The 18354-nt window shown below is 68.1% G+C and carries 17 protein-coding genes and 1 tRNA gene; 7 read left to right on the plus strand and 11 right to left on the minus strand.

Annotated elements, in window-relative coordinates; genetic code table 11:
- Positions 1–78 precede the first annotated feature (78 nt).
- From ASD25_RS19810 to ASD25_RS19820, 3 genes are all read left to right on the plus strand, one after another.
- Positions 79–2031, plus strand: coding sequence for a M1 family metallopeptidase (locus tag ASD25_RS19810; RefSeq protein ID WP_056619941.1), 1953 nt, complete (start codon positions 79–81; stop codon positions 2029–2031).
- Positions 2032–2148: 117 nt separating this feature from the next.
- The gene (gene hppD, locus ASD25_RS19815) at positions 2149–3252 is read left to right on the plus strand and encodes a 4-hydroxyphenylpyruvate dioxygenase (protein WP_056619944.1); all 1104 of its coding nucleotides are present in this window, start codon (positions 2149–2151) and stop codon (positions 3250–3252) included.
- On the plus strand, positions 3245–3430 hold the full coding sequence (locus ASD25_RS19820; RefSeq protein WP_056619945.1) for a hypothetical protein: 186 nt from the start codon (positions 3245–3247) through the stop codon (positions 3428–3430). The genes hppD and ASD25_RS19820 overlap by 8 nt, the downstream gene beginning before the upstream one ends.
- Positions 3431–3436: 6 nt before the next feature.
- Here the strand turns inward: ASD25_RS19820 and ASD25_RS19825 are convergent, their stop codons facing one another.
- From ASD25_RS19825 to aroA, 8 genes are all read right to left on the minus strand, one after another.
- Complete coding sequence (locus tag ASD25_RS19825; RefSeq protein WP_235562801.1) at positions 3437–6733, minus strand: error-prone DNA polymerase; 3297 nt, start codon at positions 6731–6733, stop codon at positions 3437–3439.
- Positions 6730–8337, minus strand: a complete 1608-nt coding sequence (locus ASD25_RS19830; RefSeq protein ID WP_162252091.1) for a DNA polymerase Y family protein — start codon at positions 8335–8337, stop codon at positions 6730–6732. Before ASD25_RS19830 ends, ASD25_RS19825 begins: the two co-directional genes overlap by 4 nt.
- The gene (locus ASD25_RS19835; protein ID WP_056619951.1) at positions 8243–8896 is read right to left on the minus strand and encodes a hypothetical protein; all 654 of its coding nucleotides are present in this window, start codon (positions 8894–8896) and stop codon (positions 8243–8245) included. The genes ASD25_RS19830 and ASD25_RS19835 overlap by 95 nt, the downstream gene beginning before the upstream one ends.
- Positions 8897–8983: 87 nt before the next feature.
- Positions 8984–9403, minus strand: a complete 420-nt coding sequence (mscL, locus tag ASD25_RS19840) for a large-conductance mechanosensitive channel protein MscL (RefSeq protein ID WP_056619952.1) — start codon at positions 9401–9403, stop codon at positions 8984–8986.
- Positions 9404–9417: 14 nt separating this feature from the next.
- On the minus strand, positions 9418–9705 hold the full coding sequence (locus ASD25_RS19845; protein ID WP_056619956.1) for an integration host factor subunit beta: 288 nt from the start codon (positions 9703–9705) through the stop codon (positions 9418–9420).
- Between the two features lie 223 nt (positions 9706–9928).
- A complete protein-coding gene (rpsA, locus tag ASD25_RS19850) occupies positions 9929–11638 on the minus strand; it encodes a 30S ribosomal protein S1 (RefSeq protein WP_056619960.1) in 1710 nt (569 codons plus the stop codon).
- 118 nt (positions 11639–11756) lie between these two features.
- Positions 11757–12407: a (d)CMP kinase gene (gene cmk / locus ASD25_RS19855; RefSeq protein ID WP_056619962.1), complete on the minus strand. Its 651-nt coding sequence runs from the start codon at positions 12405–12407 to the stop codon at positions 11757–11759.
- Positions 12404–13726, minus strand: coding sequence for a 3-phosphoshikimate 1-carboxyvinyltransferase (gene aroA / locus ASD25_RS19860; protein WP_082572525.1), 1323 nt, complete (start codon positions 13724–13726; stop codon positions 12404–12406). Before aroA ends, cmk begins: the two co-directional genes overlap by 4 nt.
- 118 nt (positions 13727–13844) lie before the next feature.
- On the opposite strand from aroA, the gene ASD25_RS19865 reads away from it, so the two are divergent.
- The 4 genes from ASD25_RS19865 to ASD25_RS19880 all read left to right on the plus strand — a co-directional run bounded on the left by ASD25_RS19865 (position 13845) and on the right by ASD25_RS19880 (position 15342).
- Entirely contained in the window at positions 13845–14225 is a 381-nt protein-coding gene (locus ASD25_RS19865) for a hypothetical protein (protein ID WP_056619965.1), read from the plus strand.
- Positions 14226–14383: 158 nt separating this feature from the next.
- Positions 14384–14459, plus strand: a tRNA-Ala gene (locus ASD25_RS19870).
- A gap of 118 nt (positions 14460–14577) precedes the next feature.
- A complete protein-coding gene (locus tag ASD25_RS19875) occupies positions 14578–14997 on the plus strand; it encodes an Hsp20 family protein (protein ID WP_056619969.1) in 420 nt (139 codons plus the stop codon).
- An 84-nt stretch (positions 14998–15081) separates the two neighbouring features.
- Positions 15082–15342: a DUF1150 family protein gene (locus ASD25_RS19880; protein ID WP_056619972.1), complete on the plus strand. Its 261-nt coding sequence runs from the start codon at positions 15082–15084 to the stop codon at positions 15340–15342.
- Between the two features lie 56 nt (positions 15343–15398).
- On the opposite strand, the gene ASD25_RS19885 is transcribed toward ASD25_RS19880, so the two are convergent.
- From ASD25_RS19885 to rpoN, 3 genes are all read right to left on the minus strand, one after another.
- On the minus strand, positions 15399–15866 hold the full coding sequence (locus tag ASD25_RS19885) for a PTS sugar transporter subunit IIA (RefSeq protein ID WP_056619974.1): 468 nt from the start codon (positions 15864–15866) through the stop codon (positions 15399–15401).
- 75 nt (positions 15867–15941) lie between these two features.
- Positions 15942–16607 carry a ribosome hibernation-promoting factor, HPF/YfiA family gene (gene hpf, locus ASD25_RS19890; protein ID WP_056619979.1) on the minus strand — a complete coding sequence of 222 codons (666 nt, stop codon included), beginning with the start codon at positions 16605–16607 and terminating at the stop codon, positions 15942–15944.
- 84 nt (positions 16608–16691) lie between these two features.
- A complete protein-coding gene (gene rpoN / locus ASD25_RS19895; protein ID WP_056619982.1) occupies positions 16692–18215 on the minus strand; it encodes an RNA polymerase factor sigma-54 in 1524 nt (507 codons plus the stop codon).
- Between the last annotated feature and the right edge of the window lie 139 nt (positions 18216–18354).

An 18354-nucleotide genomic window follows, 5' to 3' on the forward strand; every position in this document is an offset into this window, starting at 1 on the left:
GGAGCGTTGTCCCGGCAGGAAACGAACCGGCCTGACCGACCGAACAAGGGCGGCGGGCCTTCTGGTCAAGGACTCTCGATGATCCGCACGTTTGGACTGGTCTCCGCCCTCGCCCTCGCGACGGCCATGGGAGGATGCGCATCCATGCCCGGCTCCGGCCCCTCCGACATGCCGCCCCTGCCCGCCTCGGCGACCGCGCCGATCGCGTATGCGCGCGACACCCATACATACGCCCGCCCCGAGATCGCCCATGTGCGTCACGTCGATCTGGACCTGACCGCCGACTTCGCCGCCCACACCCTGTCGGGGACGGCAGGGCTCGACATCCAGGGCGTCCAGGGCGCCGACGAGATCGTTCTGGACGTCAAGAATCTGGACATCCGCAACGTCACGGACGCCGCCGGAGCCCCGCTGCAGTACGAAACGGGCGCCAATGACGCCATCAAGGGCCAGCCCCTGACCGTCCGCTTCCCGGCCCTGACCGCGGGCGAAACGAGGCGCATCGTGGTCAGCTATTCGACCCGCCCGGACGCCGCCGCCCTGCAGTGGTTGACGCCGAGCCAGACCGCGGGCGGCCAGAAGCCGTATCTGTTCAGCCAGGGCCAGGCCATCCTGACCCGCACCTGGGTTCCGACCCAGGACAGCCCCGGCATCCGCCAGACCTATGACGCCCGCATCGTCGCCCCCGACGACCTGCGCGTCGTGATGAGCGCCCAGCAGCTGACCCCCGAGGGCGAGGCCGCCGGCCCCGGCATGAAGGCCTGGCGCTTCCGTATGACCAATCCGGTCCCGCCCTATCTGATCGCCATCGGCGTGGGCGATCTGGCCTTCGCGGCGATCGACGAGCGCACCGGCGTCTTCACCGAGCCCTCGCGCCTCGATGCCGCCCGCGCCGAACTGGCCCCGACCGCCGACATGGTCGACGCGGCCGAGCGGCTGTACGGCCCCTATCGCTGGGGCCGCTACGACCTTCTGGTCCTGCCGCCCTCCTTCCCGTTCGGCGGGATGGAGAACCCGCGTCTGACCTTCGCCACCCCGACCATCATCGCCGGCGACCAGTCGCTGGTCTCGCTGGTGGCGCACGAGTTGGCGCACAGCTGGTCGGGCAATCTGGTGACCAACGCCACTTGGAACGACATGTGGCTGAACGAGGGGTTCACCGTCTATTTCGAGAACCGCATCATGGAGGCCCTGTACGGCAAGGACCGCGCCCTGATGCTGGCCTCGCTGGGCTGGGGCGACCTGCAGGACGAGATGGCAGGCCTGCCGCCCGCCGACACCCGCCTGCATCTGAGCCTCGAGGGCCGCGACCCCGACGAGGGCCTGACCGACGTCGCCTATGAAAAGGGCGCCGCCTTCCTGTTCACCATCGAGCGCATCGTCGGACGCGAGCGGTTCGACGGCTGGCTGAAGGGCTATTTCGAGCGCAACGCCTTCCGTCCGATGACCACCGAACTGTTCCTGCAGGACATCCGCACCCATCTGATCGCGGGCGACGCCGGTCTGGAACGCCAGCTGATGATGGACGCCTGGATCTACCAGCCCGGCATGCCGTCGAACTGGCAGCCTCCGGTGTCAGGCGCCTTCGGTCCGGTCGATGCGGCCGCCCGCGCCTTCTTCGCCGACAAGGGTCCGGCCTCGGCCGTCCCGTGGGCGGGTTGGTCGACGCAGGAGCGCCAGCGCTTCCTCGCCTGGCGTCCCGAGGGCGCGCAGGGTGGGGCGGACTGGCTGACCAATGCGCAGCTGGCCGATCTGGAATCGTCGTTGAACCTGCGTAACGAGGGCAATGCCGAGGTGCTGTTCGCCTGGCTGCAGATCGCGGTCCAGCACCGCTATCAGCCCGCCGTGCCGACGCTGGAGCATTTCCTGACCACCCAGGGCCGACGCAAATTCGTCCTGCCCCTGTTCACCAGCCTGTGGGCCGAGGGCGACTGGGGCCGTCCGATCGCGCGCCGCATCTACGCGCAGGCGCGTCCGGGCTATCACCCGGTGACCACCGGGTCGGTCGATGCGGTTGTCGGGCGGCCGTAGCCGCCGCGCGTCCTCTCCCACTCAACTGTGACCGGCGGCGGCTTGGCTTGGCCGCCGCCGATCACTAGGTTCCGCCCGAAAGCGGCGACCAACGCCGACGCGCTCAGGAGACGTTCCATGCATGACGCCCCCCAATCCGAAGCGGCCGCCCGCCTCGACAAGGAAAACCCGCTCGGCGTCGACGGCTTCGAGTTCGTGGAGTTCACCGGTCCCGATCCCGCGGCCATGGTCTCGCGCCTCGAGCTGATGGGTTTCACCCGAACCCATGTGAACCCGGCCAATGACGTGGTCCGGCTGAAGCAGGGCGACATCACCCTGCTGGTCAACCAGTCGCCCAAGGGACAGGCGGCCGCCTTCTCGACCGATCACGGTCCTTCGGCCAACGGCATGGCCTTCCGCGTCACCGACGCCAAGGCCGCCTACGAAGGCGCCGTGGCGCGCGGCGCCCGTCCGGCCGAAGGCCATGACGGCGGCGCTCTGGGCGGCGGCTATTCCTACATCCTGCAGGGCATCGGCGGCTCGCTGCTCTACATCATCGACCAGTATGGCGAGCAGGGCTCGCTCTACGACGGCTGGAACGAGATCGAGGGCTGGGAAGAGGCCGAGCGCAAGAACTCCGTCGGCCTGTTCATGCTCGACCACCTGACCCACAACGTCCGCCGCGGCGAGATGCGAACCTGGTCGGGCTTCTACGGCGACGTCTTCAATTTCGAAGAGCAGAAATATTTCAACATCAAGGGCAAGGCGACCGGCCTGCTGTCCCAGGCCATGATCGCGCCCGACCGCGCCATCCGCATTCCGCTGAACGAGAGCCAGGACGAGAACAGCCAGATCGAGGAATTCCTGCGCCGCTACAACGGCGAGGGCATCCAGCACATCGCGCTCGCCACCGACGACATCTTCGAGACCGTCGAGGAGATGAAGCGTCGCGGCATCCCCTTCCAGGACACGATCGACACCTATTTCGATCTGATCGACAAACGCCTGCCGGGTCACGGCCACGACGTCGCCCGCATGCGGCTGAACCGCATCCTGATCGACGGTTCCGACGAGGACGGCCTGCTGCTGCAGATTTTCACCCAGGACACCTTCGGTCCGATCTTCTTCGAGATCATCCAGCGCAAGGGCAACCAGGCGTTCGGCGAGGGCAATTTCCAGGCGCTGTTCGACTCCATCGAGCTGGACCAGATCCGGCGCGGCGTCATCAAGGTGGATGCCTAAGCCCCCGTCGTGGGTGCCCTGGCTGGGTCCGCTTCTCGCGGCCCTGGTCGGGGCGGCGGTCGGCGAATACGGGCTGGGCGGCGGCTTCTGGACGGTGCTGATCGCCGCCCTGGTCTGCGGCTTCGCCCCGATCGTCGGCTACCGCATCTGGAAGTGGCGGTTTCAGCGGAAGGGCTGAGGCCCGTCAGTGAAAATCCCGCGACCCAGGCAGCACCCTGACGTCCCGCGGATGCCGTCCGCGCGCTGGCGTATGGCCTGATCCCGGCGCGCTGTCGGGCGTCAGATGGCCCAGCATTGGGGTCCAGTCTTCCAGATGATCGACGACCAGATGGGTCACGCCCTCGGCCGTCTGCACCTTGCCACGGGCCAGCACCATGCGCGCGCCCATGGCGACAGGTCTGAACCGCTCGAACACGTTGGGCCACAGCACCAGATTGGCCACGCCCGTCTCGTCCTCCACGGTCATGAAGCAGACGCCCTTGGCCGTGCCGGGCCGCTGGCGCACCAGCACGACGCCGCCGACCGAGACGGTCCGGCCGTTCGGCCTTTGCGGATAGTCCTTCGCCGTCAGCGCCCCGACGGCCGTCAGCCGCTCGCGCAGGAAGCTGACCGGGTGCCCCTTCAGCGACAGGCGAATGGTCTGGTAGTCGCCGACCACCTCCTCTGACGGCGCCAGCATCGGCAGAGCCTCAGGCGGACGGCCGTCCGTCTCGACCAGTCCCATGGCCTCGAACAAGGGCGCGGATGAGGGCGGCGGCGCGCCCCGGACCGCCCACACCCCCTGCCGGCGCGTCAGCTCCAGTGATCCGAAGGCGTCCGCTTCCGCGAGCCGGTCGAGGGCGGAGGGCGGCAAATTCGCTCTCAGCCTGAGATCCTCCAGATCAGCGAAAGGCCCCGCCTTTCGCACCGCCTCGATCCGCAGGCCCCAGCCCTCCTTGAAGCCATCGATGGACCTCATGCCCAGCCGCAGGGCGCAGGGTTCGCCCTCGCCGCGCGCTTCCAGCGAGGCGTCCCAGCCGCTGACGTTCACATCCGGATGCCTGACTTCGGCCCCATGTTCGATGGCGTCCCGAACCAGCTGCGCCGGCGCGTAGAAACCCATCGGCTGGCTGTTCAGCAGGGCGGCGGTGAACGCCTCCGGATGCCAGCGTTTCATCCATGACGAGATGTAGACGAGGTGGGCGAACGAGCAGGCGTGGCTTTCCGGGAAGCCGTACTCCCCGAACCCCTTGATCTGGTCGAAACAGCTGCGGGCGAAGTCGGGGTCGTAGCCGCGCTCGATCATCCGGCTTGTGAACCGCACCTCGTGTTCGCCGATGGTGCCCATGTGCCGGAAGGTGGCCATGGCCCGCCTCAGGCTGTTGGCCTCGGCCGGGGTGTATTTCGCCGCCTCCATGGCGATCCGCATCGCCTGCTCCTGGAACAGGGGGACGCCCAGGGTCTTGTGCAGCACCCGCCTCAACTCGTCCCTGTCGCCATGGTCGGAGTGAGGATGGGGGAAGTCGATCACGAAGGGCCGGTTCAGCCGCTCCGCCTCGCGCCGCTCGGCCCGCCGCTTCAAATAGGGATGCACCATCCCGCCCTGGATCGGCCCGGGCCGGACGATCGCCACCTCCACCACCAGATCGTAGAAGACACGTGGCTGAAGCCGGGGAAGCATCGACATCTGGGCCCGGCTTTCGACCTGGAAGACCCCGAGAGAGTCTCCCTTGCACAGCATGTCGTAGACCTGCGGATCGTCCGGCGGGACCGTGTCCAGTTCTAACCGGCGTCCATAGTGTTCCGCGATCAGGTCGAAGCCGCGCCGCAACGCGGTCAGCATGCCCAGCGCCAACACATCGACCTTCATCAGCCGCAGGAAGTCGATGTCATCCTTGTCCCATTCGATGAAGGTGCGGTCCGGCATGGCGGCGTTGCCGATGGGCACGATCTCCAGCAGCGGCGTCTGGCTAAGGACATAGCCGCCGACGTGCTGGCTGAGATGGCGGGGGAATTTGATCAGCTCGGCCGTCAGCTCCAGCGCGAGCCGCATCCGCGCGTCGTCGCGGCTCAGGCCCGTCCGGTCGACGTGCTCGTCCTTCACACTGTCGCCCCACGAGCCCCAGACGGTGTCGGCCATCCGGGCGGTGACGTCCTCGGTCAGGCCCAACGCCTTGCCCACGTCGCGGATCGCGGAACGGGGGCGATAGTGGATGATCGTCGCCACGATCGCCGCCCGGTCGCGGCCATAGCGGCGATAGACGTACTGCATCACCTCCTCGCGCCGCTCATGCTCGAAATCGACGTCTATATCCGGCGGCTCGTCCCGGTCGGCCGACATGAAGCGTTCGATCAGCACGTCCTGCTCGGCAGGGTTCACATTGGTGACGCCCAGACAGAAGCAGACCACCGAGTTCGCGGCCGAGCCGCGTCCCTGACACAGGATCGGCTTCTCCTGCGTCCGCGCCCAATGGACGATGTCGTGCACGGTCAGAAAGTAGTTGGGGTATTTCAGAAGCTTGATCAGCTTCAGTTCCTTGACGATCGTCTCCCGGATCTTGGGATCGACGCCGTCAGGCCACTTCATCCTCGCGCCCTTAAAGGCCAACCGGATCAGCCGCCGCTGCGCCGTCCATCCTGCCGGGACGGGCTCGTCAGGATACCGGTATTCCAGCTCCCGCAGCGAGAAGCGGCACGCCCGCGCCACCGCCATCGTCCGCGCCAGCGCCGCCTCATGCCCGCGGAACAGTCGCGCCATCTGCCTGGGCGGCTTCAGATGGCGTTCGGCGTTGGCCTGCAGCCGCCGGCCCGCCTTGTCGATGGTGGTTCCCTCGCGGATGCAGGTCAGGACGTCCTGCAGCATGCGCCGGTCGGGGTGGTGATACAGCACGGCATTGGTCGCGATCATGGGCGCGCCCGTACGCTGCGCCATCGCCGCCAGCCGGTTCAGCCGCTTGCGGTCGTCGCCGCGCCACAGGGGAGCCGCCGCCAGATAAAGGGCGTCAGGCCAGGCCCGCCGCCACGCCGCCAGCCGCGCCTCGAACGCCGGATCAGGCCTCTCCGGCGCAAGGGCCAAGGCGATCATCCCCTCGCCCAGCCCGGCCGCCTGCTCGAAGGTCAGCCGCGTTTCGGCCTTCTCGATCCGCTCTGCAGCAGGGTCGGCACCCGGCTGCGGCACGGCCTCGCTCTTGCCCAGCGACAGCAGTCGGCACAGGCGGCCGTAGGCGGCGCGGTCACGCGGAAAGACGATCAGCTCCGTTCCGTCGGTGAACCCCAGCCGCGACCCGACGACCAAGGGGATGTCGACCTCCTCGGCCCCCATCAAGGCCCGCACCATCCCGGCCAGGGTGTTGCGGTCGGCCACCCCGACGGCGGCCAGACCCAGCGATTTCGCCTGATGCATCAGTTCGCCCGGATGCGACGCCCCCTCCAGAAAACTGAAGTTCGTCATCGCCCCCAGCTCGGCGTACTGGCCGTCCCAGCCGGATCCCGGGGTGGTCACGGCAGCACCCCGTGCATCCACCATGATGGGGCGCGTTCCTCGACCTCGCCCGAATATTCTCGTCCGTAAAGCCCCTCGCGGAACAGCCAGTACCGGCCGCCCGCCTCGTCCTCGACGCGATAGTAGTCGCGGGTGCGCACCTGCCGGTCGTCGGGACGGGGCCGCCACCATTCGGGCGACAGCCGCTCGGGTCCATCGGACCGCGTCACCCGCCGCGACAGCCGCCGCCATGTGAACCGCACCGGGGCGCCGTCGGGCAGTTCGGCGAGGGCCTCGACCGGTTCGGGCGGATCCAGCAGCAGGATGGGCCGGCGCGCATCGCCTTCCGCCGCGGACGGCGACCGCCCCAAGGCCGGCCGCCAGCGCTCGGCGCGTTCGGGCAGCCAGCTGTCAAACGGTTCGGGCGTCAGCACCCGGTCCTCGCCCAGCCGCGCGGTCAGGCGGTCGATCAGGGCGGCCAGACTCTCGGCCTGTTTCGCCTCGGCCTCGCTTTCCAGCGCGCCCTGCCGCGCTGTCATCGCCTCGACCGTGTCGGCGGTCAGCATCATGGCGTCGAGGCCGAAGCCCAGTTCCAGCCGCCCCAGCCCCGCCTCGCGGAACAACCGCATCCAGACGCCAGCATCCCGTCCGGGCCGGCCCATGCGCACCGACAGGCTGGTGGTGCGACCGTCCGAGCGGAAGCCTGTCAGGGTCAGGGCCTTGGCCCCCTGCCCGTCGCGCACCAGCGGCGCGGACAGGTCGGCGGTCAGCTCCTTCAGCCGCGCCTCCACGCCCTCGATATCGCCGACCGGCTCCATCCATGTCTGCCAGGCCCGATATTTCGGCGGCGGCCGCACCGGCGTCAGGGCCTCGCCTGCAAAGCCCAGCGCCTGATCCAGCCGCTGCACCAGACCGACCCCGGCCCCGTCCCGGAATCGCCGCGCCAATCCCGAGCGCGGCATGGGATTGAGATCGCCGATCCGCTTCAGCCCGAACCGCCGCGCCTGCGTCAGGGTGCGGTCGTCGATGCGCAATGCCTCGACCGGCAAGGCCGACAGCAGACCGCGCACATTGTCCTCGTCGGCGATGCAGCCGCCGCCCTCCGCCTCGCCCCAGCGCGCCAGAGCACAGGCCGCGCCCGGCGTCGGGGCCATGGCGGCCCGCGCCCGCGTTCCGGCCTCGGCCAGCCGGTCGCGAATCTGCGTCAGCAAGACCGCTTCTCCTCCGAAAAGATGGGTTGCGCCCGTGACGTCGAGGAACAGCCCTTCCAGCCCCTCCCCCGCCGGATCGAGGCTGACCGACGGCGACCAGCGTTCGGCCCAGACCGCCAGCGCCGTCAGCGCCCGGGCGTCGGCCTCGGTGTCGGCGGGCTTGCAGATCAGGTGCGGGATCATGGCCAGGGCGTCGGCCTGGGTCTGGCCGCGCCTCAAGCCAGCCGAACGGGCGGCCGGATTCAGGGCGTGGATGATCGCCGCGCCCCGGCTGTTCTTCAGGATCAGGGCGAACGGGTTCTTCGGGTCGAGCGCGGGGTCAGGCGGCGAGGCCGGACGACGCGCCCGCATGGCCGATCGCCGCCAGACCGCTATCGGCCAGTCGATCAGCCAGACGGAGACGATGCGTCTCATCATCCTGCTCCAGCATCCATGCCCCAGGCCGCTCCCCGCGCCCGCGCACCAGTTCGGCCGTCAGCCGCGCCGCGCCCGGCGCCTTGGCGTCATCGGGATCGACCGCGCTGGACAGGGTTGAGATCCTCCACCGCCGCCGCGCCGCGCTGAGCCCGTCCAGCCCGCGCGGCAGCACCAGACCCACGCATCCGCCCTGTTTGGCCGCGAAATCCAGCCGCCGCGTCTGGGCCAGGGTGGCCGCATCCACCGTCCCCAGCGCCAGCGACACCGCCCCTGACCGCAACGCCTGTTCCAACGTCCACAAGGCCTCGGCCGCCGTGTTCACCGGCGCCAGGATCAGCGACGTTCCCGGCAGGCCCGGCCCATAGGGCCGCCCATGCTCGCCGAGCCACGCTCGCGTCGCCGTCATCAGCACCGGACGCTCATCCCCCTCCAGCCGCCGCGACAGGGCGAAGGACATCAGGGCCGCCCCGTCCCGTGGGCTCGCCGCGCAGGCCTCTTCCAACGGCGCGGGCCGCTCGGGAAACAGGCCGGGAGATGACAGGGGCGCGGGGTTCATGAGAGTCCGGAAAGCAGAATGTTCACTATTTGTTCCAACCCACGTCAGAGTCAAACAGAGAATCCCGTTCCGCACCTTCGATGGAAATCAGGCCCTGGGCCGCGCCTTCAGCTCGTCGCGGATTTCGGCCAGCAGGGCCTCGGTCGCCGTCGGCGCAGCCGGCGCCTCGGGTTCGGCGGCCTTCTCGCGGCGCAAATTGTTGATCGCCCTGACCATCAGGAACACCACAAGGGCGACGATGGCGAACTGGATCAGGGTGTTGATGAAGGCGCCGTACTGGATCGCCACCTCCTCGACCGCCTCGGTAGAGGGGTTCTCCGGGGCCAGCACCCATTTCAGATTGGCGAAGTCCACCCGGCCCAGCAGCATGCCGATCGGCGGCATCACCACCTGTTCGACCAGGCTGGTGACGATCTTGCCGAACGAGGCGCCGATGATGACGCCGACCGCCAGGTCGATGACATTGCCGCGGGCGATGAACTCCTTGAACTCGGTTACGAGGCCCATTGCCGGTCTCCGGTTCAGGCGTCGCCGGCGTTCAGCCGTTCGCGCAGTTCCTTGCCGCTCTTGAAGAAGGGCACGGCCTTGGCGGGCACGTCGACGGTCTCGCCGGTACGCGGATTGCGTCCGGCGCGCGCCGGACGGGCCCGCACGGAGAAGGCGCCGAAGCCGCGAAGCTCCACGCGGCCGCCTTCGCCCAGCGAGTCGACCATCTGGCCGAGCACGATGTTCACCACCCGCTCGACCTCCGCATGGGTCAGGTGGGTGTTCTCGGCAGCGAGCTTCTCGATCAGCTCAGACTTGATCATTGGCGAGACCCCCGTCCTTTATCCGCGCTTCCCCGGGACGCATACGGGTGCATCCGAGCGCAGGATGCAAGCCACCCTAACCTCCGCCCGCCGCAGGAAAAAGCCCCGACCGGCGGTTTGGAGGGCGAAATGTCGGTTAACGCTCACAAATCGCCCCTTCCCGCGCACGAAAAAGGCGGCGGGATCGCTCCCGCCGCCTGATCCGTACTCAGCTCAAGGAAGACTATTCCTTGGTGCTGGCCTTCTCGCGAAGGGCTGCGCCGAGGATGTCGCCCAGCGAGGCGCCCGAGTCCGACGAACCGAACTGTTCGATCGCCGCGGTCTCGTCCTTCATTTCAAGAGCCTTGATCGACACCGAGACGCGGCGCGAGGCCTTGTCGATGCCGGTGACCATGGCGTCGACGCGGTCGCCGACCGAGAAGCGCTCGGTGCGCTGGTCGTTGCGGTCGCGCGACAGGTCGGACTTGCGGATGAAGGCGGTCGCCGGAGCGTCGTCTTCACCGAACTTGACCTCGATGCCGCCGGTTTCCACCGACGTCACGGTGACGGTGACCTGCTGGCCCTTCTTGAAGGTGTCGCCTTCCATCGGGTCGCCGCCCAGCTGCTTGATACCCAGCGAGACGCGTTCCTTCTCGACGTCGACGTCCAGAACCTTGGCCTTGACGGTTTCGCCCTTGCGGTAGCGCTGGATGGCTTCCTCGCCCGAGACGTTCCAGTCGAGGTCCGACAGGTGGACCATGCCGTCGATGTCGTTGTCCAGGCCGATGAACAGGCCGAACTCGGTGGCGTTCTTGACCTCGCCCTCGACGGTCGAACCGATCGGATTGGCGGCCACGAAGGCGTCCCACGGATTGTCCTGGGCCTGCTTGAGGCCCAGCGAGATGCGGCGCTTGGAGGCGTCGACATCCAGCACGACCACGTCGACTTCCTGCGAGGTCGAGACGATCTTGCCCGGGTGGACGTTCTTCTTGGTCCAGCTCATTTCCGAGACGTGGACCAGACCTTCAACGCCGGCTTCCAGCTCAACAAACGCGCCGTAGTCGGTGATGTTGGTGATGCGGCCGGTCATCTTGGCGCCGACCGGGTATTTGGCTTCGACGCCGTCCCACGGATCGGTCTGCAGCTGCTTCATGCCGAGGCTGATGCGCTGGGTGTCCGGGTTGATCTTGACGATCTGGACCTTGACGGTGTCGCCGACGGCGAGGACCTGTGAGGGGTGCGAGACGCGCTTCCACGACATGTCGGTGACGTGCAGCAGGCCGTCGATGCCGCCCAGGTCCACGAACGCGCCGTAGTCGGTGATGTTCTTGACCACGCCTTCGCGGACTTCGCCTTCCAGCAGCTGGCCGACCAGCTCCGTGCGCTGTTCGGCGCGGGCTTCTTCCAGGATGGCGCGACGCGAGACGACGATGTTGCCGCGCGGACGGTCCATTTTCAGGATGGCGAAGGGCTGTTCCTTGCCCATCAGCGGGCCGACGTCGCGCACCGGGCGGATGTCGACCTGCGAGCCGGGCAGGAAGGCCGAGGCGCCGCCGAGGTCGACGGTGAAGCCGCCCTTGACGCGGCCGACGATGGCGCCGTTGACCGGCTGGCCTTCGGCGAACACGACTTCCAGACGGGTCCAGGCTTCTTCGCGGCGAGCCTTGTCGCGGCTGATGACGGCTTCACCCAGGGCGTTCTCGACGCGCTCGAGGTAGACTTCGACGTTGTCGCCGACCTTCGGGATCACGGCGCCTTCGCCGATGCCGAATTCGCGGGCCGGGATACGGCCTTCGGTCTTCAGACCGACGTCGATGATCAGGATGTCTTTCTCGATACCGACGACGCGGCCGTGAACGACCTGGCCTTCGCCGAGATCGCGGCCCTGAAGGGTTTCGTCGAGCAGCGCGGCGAAGTCGTCACGCGAGGGGGAGAAGCTTTGGGTGTCAGTCATGCAGTGTTGAGGTTTCTAACGAGTGTGAAAGGGTAATCAGGTCGTCGGGACGCGAGGCAGATGAAGCCAGAACGCCCGCGGAAGCCGAGGATGACGCGCTGGATTTGCCTTTGGGTCTCTAGAGACCGTTCCGGACACGCGCCGCCTCGACGATACGGCGGGCCGCATCGAAGGCGGTCTCTATATCCATATCGGTCGTATCCAGCAAGACGGCGTCGTCGGCCTGCACCATCGGCGCCGCGCCCCGGCCCGCGTCGCGCTCGTCGCGGCGGATGATGTCGGCCAGCATGGCCTCATAGGCGATGGCGTCGCCGCGGCCCGTCAACTGCTTCCAGCGCCGCATGGCCCGGACCTCGGGGGTCGCTGTCACGAACAGCTTGGCCTGCGCATCGGGCGCGATGACGGTGCCGATGTCCCGCCCGTCCAGCACCGCGCCCCCGGACTGGGCGGCGAAGGCCCGCTGGAACTCCAGCAAGGCCGCCCGCACCCCCGGATAGCCCGCCACCCGGCTGGCCGCCTCGCCCGCATCGCCGCTGGTCAGCCGCTCGGTGTCGCTGAGGTTCTCCGCCTTCAGCGCCCGCGCCACGGCCACGGCCGCCGCTTCGTCGTCCAGCGATCCGCAGGCGTCCAGCACGCCGAGGCCGACGGCCCGGTACAGCAGGCCGGTGTCGAGGAACGGCAGGCCGAACTCCCGCGCCAGCCGCGCGGCGATGGTGCCCTTGCCGGAAGCGGCGGGGCCGTCGACGGCGATGATCAGGGATCGGTTCATTCAGACGTTGCGATATCGGCCCCGAGGCCGCGCATCAACTCCACAAAACCGGGAAAGCTGGTCGCGATCATGCCCGGCTCGTCCACGGTGACCGCCTCGTCCGCCGCCAGACCCAGCACCAGATGGCTCATGGCGATGCGGTGATCGCCGTGGGTGATGACCGTCGCGACGCCGCGCACCGGGCCGCCTGTCACGGTGAACCCCTCCGGTTCCTCCTCGACCGCGACGCCGCACGCCTTCAGCCCCGCCGCCATCAGGGCGATACGGTCGCTCTCCTTGACCCGCATCTCGCCGATGCCGCGCATCACGGTCGCGCCCGTCGCGAAGGCGGCGGTGGCGGCGAGGATCGGATATTCGTCGATCATAGAGGCGGCCCTTTCGACGGGAACGACAACGCCCGTCAGCGCCGAATAGCGCGCCGTGACGTCGCCCACCTCTTCTCCACCCGCCATGCGGCGGTTCGAGACCGTCAGGTCGGCCCCCATCTCCCGCCAGGTCTCGAACAGGCCGGTGCGGAGCGGATTGAGCATCACGCCTTCGACCATCACCTCCGACCCGGGGACGATCAGCCCCGCCGCCAGCGGGAAGGCCGCCGAGGACGGATCGCCCGGCACGGCCACATCGGTCCCGACCAGCGCCTGTCCGCCCTTCAGGCTGATCCGCCAGCCCTGCTCCATCGGCAACACCCCGACCTCGGCCCCGAAGGCTCGCAGCATCCGCTCGGTATGATCCCGGCTCGGTTCCGGTTCGGCCACGGTGGTCACGCCCTCCGCGTTCAGTCCGGCCAGCAGGATGGCCGACTTCACCTGGGCCGAGGCCACCGATTGAAGAAAATCGATCGCCGACAGGGCTCCGCCCTGAATCTCGACCGGCAGGCGATCGGGCTCGGCCTTCCAGCCGAACCGGGCGCCCATCTCCGCCAGCGGACCTGTCACCCGCTTCATCGGCCGTTTTCGCAGGCTGGCGTCGCCGTCGAAGGTCACGGTGATCGGATATCCCGCCGCCGCGCCCATCAGCAGCCGCACGCCCGTCCCGGCGTTGCCGCAGTCGATGACGCCGGCCGGCTGTCTGAACCCACCCTGCCCCGTCACACGCCAGCGCCCCTCGCCCAGCCGCTCGACGTTCGCGCCGAATGCCTCCACAGCCCGCGCCGTGGCCAGAACGTCGTCGCCCTCCAGCAGACCCTCGATCTCCGTGACACCCGTCGCCATCGCCCCGAGGATCAGGGCGCGGTGGGACATCGACTTGTCGCCCGGGGCGCGCACGAGGCCGTTCAGCGGGGCGCTGCGGCGGGCGGTCAGATGATCGGGGGTCGACACCCTGCGGTCTCCGGGGCGGTCAATAGACGCGGGTGCGCGGAGATGGTTTTTGACAGCGGCGTCAGGGGGTGGCAAGGGAGCCGCCCCATTTCCCCACTCCCGCCAAAGGTCTTCAACCGTGGCCAAACCCGACGCGACCGATTTCGATCCGGAGGAAGCGCTGAAGCTGCGCAACCGCCGCGGCCGTCCGGCCGGCTATCCTGCCGACGACGCTGATGAAGATCAGGTCAAGGACAAGAAGGCCGACGGCGACGAGGACGAGGAAGAAGAGGCGGTCGCAACGCCCGAGATCGACGAGGAAGGCCACGAGCCGATCCTGACGCCGGACGACGACGACGAGACCCCCGTCGACCCCACCGAAGAGTCCGGCATGGGCGAAGCGGTCGAGGACGACGACGTCCTGGCTGACGATGATGACGACGACTCGGTCCCCTTCATCGAGGACGAGGACGACGACGGCTTCGAGGACGAAATCATCACGCCCAAGGAAGACGAATAAGCGATTTTTCGGCCCGTTCCCGGACCGGTTTTCACCGGTCCGGGCGCGACGAAAATAAATGGCAGAACCGGGCTTGATCGAGATCAGACCCTGACATAGGTTCCGCCGCCTCGCAGCAGGGCCTCCCGGGGCCCCCAAGCGATCCGACCGAAAGGTTCGGGGCTTTAGCTCAGCTGGTAGAGCGCTTGCATGGCATGCAAGAGGTCAGCGGTTCGACTCCGCTAAGCTCCACCATCTTCCGGGGTCCTGTTGATCTCCGGACGATCCGGCCCCATCTGGATACCGTAGCCGACGCCTCGCCGATGACGGGGGGCGCAGACGGCGCGACAGCCTGCTTCGGGGGCATGAGACGATGACGACGCGAACCATCCTGTTCGACAGCCCCTTCCTGCTGGGCTTCGACCACACCCGGCAGATGATTGACCGCGCCGCGCGCGCCGCCGCCGACAGCTATCCCCCCTACAATGTCGAGCAGCGCGGCGAGCACGCCGTACGGATCACCCTGGCCGTCGCCGGCTTCGGGCCCGAGGATCTGGCCGTCCAGCTCGAGGGCCGTCAGCTGACGATCGCCGGAAAGCGCGAACCCTCGGACAAGGCCGATCAGGCCTTCCTGCACCGCGGCATCGCCGGCCGCGGCTTTGTCCGCAGCTTCGTGCTGGCTGACGGGCTTGAGGTCGAGGAGGCGCGGCTGGAGCATGGCCTGCTGCATGTCGACATGGTTCGTCCCGAAGACCTGCCGACGATCCGGCGCATTCCCATCACGACGGGCTGACAAGCCATCTTTTCCGATCGCCGCTTTCGGGGTCGGACCCATAAGCCCTCGCGGGCGTTAGTGCAGTGCAAGGAGGCGGTCTCGATGACGCCCATGATGATGATGACCAAGGAAGACTTCCGCGGCCTCGGCGCGCCCGACCTGGTCTATGTGCGCGAAATCCGGGCATCCGACGTGCTCGCCGATGTCGTGCCTGAAGAGTCGAAGGGTTTGAAGATCGATCCGAAGGCGACCCTGTTCGCCGTCCACGCCGCCGACGGAGAGCGGCTGGCCGTCATGATGGACCGTGAAACCGCCTTCGCCGCCGCCGTCGCCCACGAACTGGAGCCCGTGTCGGTCCACTGACCGCACGCTCATGCAGACCCGCGCCGCGCGCGGGTCGTTAGCGAACTAAAATGCCCTCAGGCCGCCGTAGCGGGAGCCTTGTCCTTGACGAACAGGGCGCGGATCGCGTCGACCGTGCGAGCCTGCCGCAGCTGCTCCCGCATTCCCGGCGATCGCAGGGCGCGCGACACCGCGGCCAGCGCGCGCAGGTGCTCTGCGCCGTCTCTCGGCGGGGCGAACAGGGCGAACAGCAGATCCACCGGACGGTCGTCGACCGCGCCATAGGCCACCGGCGTGTCCAGACGCACGAACACCGCCATCACATGCTCGACGCCCTCCAGCCGTGCGTGCGGCACGGCCACGCCCGACCCGAGACCGGTTGAGCCCAGCGCCTCGCGCTCCAGCAGGGCTTCCATCACGCGGTTTTCAGGCATGCCCAGAACCTGGGCGGCGGCCTCGGCCACCGTGTGCAGGGCCTGACGTTTCGACGACGCGCCGCTGCGCAGGACGACCCCGCCGTCCGCCAGCAAATCACCGATGTCCATGAGGAGTTCCCGACTCTGCCCATACATCCCGAAAGGGCGGGGGCCGTTTAGACCACCCGCCTCAATTGGGAAAGACTATACGCCCTTGCCGTTTACCGAACCGTGTCCGTTGATGGATTTGGCGGTCCGCTCGGGATCGATCCAGCCAACATTGCCATCGGGCCGGCGATAGACCACCGAGATGCCGCCATGGGCCGCATTGCGGAAGAGGACGACCGGATAGCCGGTCATATCCAGCTCCAGCACGGCGCGGCCGACCGTGATCGTGCGGATCTCGGCTTCGGTCTCGGCGATGACCATGCCGACGGGTGGCGGTTCGCCCGGCGCGCCGGCGTCGCCAAAGTCCTCGTCCTCAACCTCGTCCGGACTGCGCAGGACGATGCTGCGCGCCACGTCGCGAGCCGCGTTCTCGGTCTTCTCGGGCGAGAGGCCGCGCGGACCGGCGTGGTGGTTCTTCAGGCGCCGCTTGTATCGGCGGACGCGCTTCTCCAGCTTCTCAAGCGAATCGGAGAACGCCCCATGGGCGTCGCCGCCCAGTCCGCTGGTGACGATGGCTTCTCCGGACGCCAGACGGACCCAGCAGTCCACCTTGAAGCCATGGCCGTCTTTCGACACCACGACCTCGGCGTCCTGCGCGCCTCGTTCGAAGTATTTGCCGATCCCGTCTTCGAGTTCCTGGGAGATGCGCGAGCCTAACGCGTCGCCAACATCCACGTGCTTGCCGCTGACTTGGATTTGCATGTCGATAGAACGCGACCGAACGGGAATGGTGTCAACGCCGATCACCGAAATGTGGTGGCGCTTCGTCGCAGGACGCGAAACGGGTCAGCCCGTCCTGAGCATCCGCTTGCGCTCGACCGACGAGGGGATGCGCAGAGCCTCGCGATATTTCGCCACCGTGCGGCGGGCGATGTCGATGCCCGTCTCCTTGAGGATTTCCACGATCCGGTCGTCGCTGAGCACATCGCCGTCGCGGCTCTCGCCGTCGATCATGGCCTTGATCCGGTGCCGCACCGCCTCGGCCGAATGGGTGGCGCCGCCGTCGGACGACTGGATGGCCGCCGTGAAGAAGAATTTCAGCTCGAACACGCCGCGCGGGGTCGAGACGTATTTGTTCGAGGTCACCCGGCTGACCGTCGACTCGTGCATGCCGATGGCGTCCGCGACGGTCTTCAGGTTCAGTGGCCGCAGGAACTCCACCCCGAAGGCCAGGAAGGCGTCCTGCTGACGCACGATCTCGGACGACACCTTCAGTATGGTCTTTGCACGCTGGTCCAGCGACTTGACCAGCCAGCTGGCCTGGGCCGCGCAGTCGGCGACGAAGGTCTTCTCCACCTCCGAGCGCGAACCCGCCGCCACGACCCCATGATAGCGCTTGTCCATGATCAGGCGCGGCAGGGTGTCGGCGTTCAGCTCGACCTTCCAGCCGCCGGCCGGATCGGCCCGCACGTGTACGTCAGGGATTACCGTCTGCGCGGGCTCGCCGCCGAAGCCGGCTCCGGGACGCGGCGTCAGCGCCTTCAGCTCGGCGATCATCTCGGCCATGTCCTCGGCGTCGACGTCGCAGACCTTCTTCAGCGCCGTCAGGTCTCGCTTGGCCAGCAGGTCCAGATTGTCGAGCAGGCAGCCCATGGCCGGGTCGAACCGGTTGCGCTCGATCAGCTGCAGCTTCAGGCATTCCGGCACCGAGCGCGCCATCACGCCCGTCGGCTCAAAGCCATGGCAGACGGTCAGCACGGCCTCGACGCGCTCCAGCGGGATGCCCAGCCGGTCCGCGACCTCGTTCAGGTCGCCGCGCAGATAGCCGCCCTCGTCGACACCGTCGATCAGGGTCAGGGCGATGGCGTGGTCGGAGGCCGAGAAGCCCGCCTGTGACGCCTGCCCTTGCAGATGTTCCCACAAGGTGGCGTCGCGCGTGTCCGGCTGTTCGCGGCCTTCGCCGTCGGGCAGGCCGCCGCCCGAGCCGGCGCGCGACCAGTCGTTCAGCCCAACCTGGGCCTCGCCGGTCCCGACATCCTCCATCCGGTCCGAGGTGCGCTCGCCCGGGCTGGCGTCGCCATAGACGTCGTCGGAGCGGGCGTCCAGGGTCCGGTCGGCGTCCGAAACCCGGCCCTCGTCAAAGCTCATCTCGGCCGAGTCATGGCTTTCGACAGCCGCCGGCGCCTCGCCCTCGCCGCGCTCGGCCGGTTCGGCGTCCTCACGTTGCAGCAGCGGATTGCGCTCCAGCTCGGCCTCGACGAAGGCGTCCAGCTCGAGGTTCGACAGTTGCAGCAGCTTGATCGCCTGCTGCAGCTGGGGCGTGATCACCAGCCCCTGGCCCTGCCTTATCTCCAGCCTCTGCCCGAGCACTTCATTCCCCTTGATCGGGCGAGTGGCCCGAAACTTGCTGGGGCGACTGTGTCGCCGAACCGGTTAACGGGGTTCTAAACGCCCCTCGGTCGGCGCGCGCTTTACTCTGCGCCATGGATCGGAAACGCTGCGGGCCCGC

This window comes from Brevundimonas sp. Root1423, from assembly GCF_001426805.1.